Source organism: Bradyrhizobium sp. NBAIM08 (assembly GCF_020193935.1).
Lineage (GTDB): Bacteria > Pseudomonadota > Alphaproteobacteria > Rhizobiales > Xanthobacteraceae > Bradyrhizobium > Bradyrhizobium yuanmingense.
Genome location: NZ_JADYVR010000850.1, coordinates 1 through 410, shown reverse-complemented (window position 1 = coordinate 410; position 410 = coordinate 1). Strand labels below are relative to the sequence as shown.

The 410-nt window shown below is 72.2% G+C and carries 1 protein-coding gene; it reads right to left on the bottom strand.

Going from position 1 to position 410, the window contains the following annotated elements:
- Positions 1 to 396: protein phosphatase 2C domain-containing protein (locus I6F37_RS42370; RefSeq protein WP_225154731.1), on the bottom strand; the 396-nt coding region annotated here is incomplete at its 3' end.
- Positions 397 to 410 lie beyond the last annotated feature (14 nt).

The window sequence follows — 410 nt, the reverse complement described above, 5'->3', positions numbered from 1 at the left end:
GTCCAGCGACACACCGGCGCGGGCGCGCTCTTCGTCGGTGAACGCTCGACCGCCGACATCGTCGAGCACACGCTCCCGCCATCGCTCCACGATCGACTGGGCGACGGGCCCGGTGAGGCGTGCTTCCACGGCCGATGCGGTCGCCGACGGCCCGAGGTCATCGAGCGCACGCCGCCCGACTTCGCACGCCACCTCGACGCCGAGTCGCGACCCGACGTCGCTGCGAACGTACCGGTCGCCGCCATGGCCGTCGCACACCGCGGCCACGAGCCCAGGCGTGGCCCCTGTGGCCTGCACGACGCGCACGGCATCCTGGTTCGGCTTGCCGTCGCGATCGTGCGACGCGCCACGCACGCTGGCAGTGACTGCCGCCCACCTTCCGGAAGCTGTGGTCACCAGATCAACTCGGC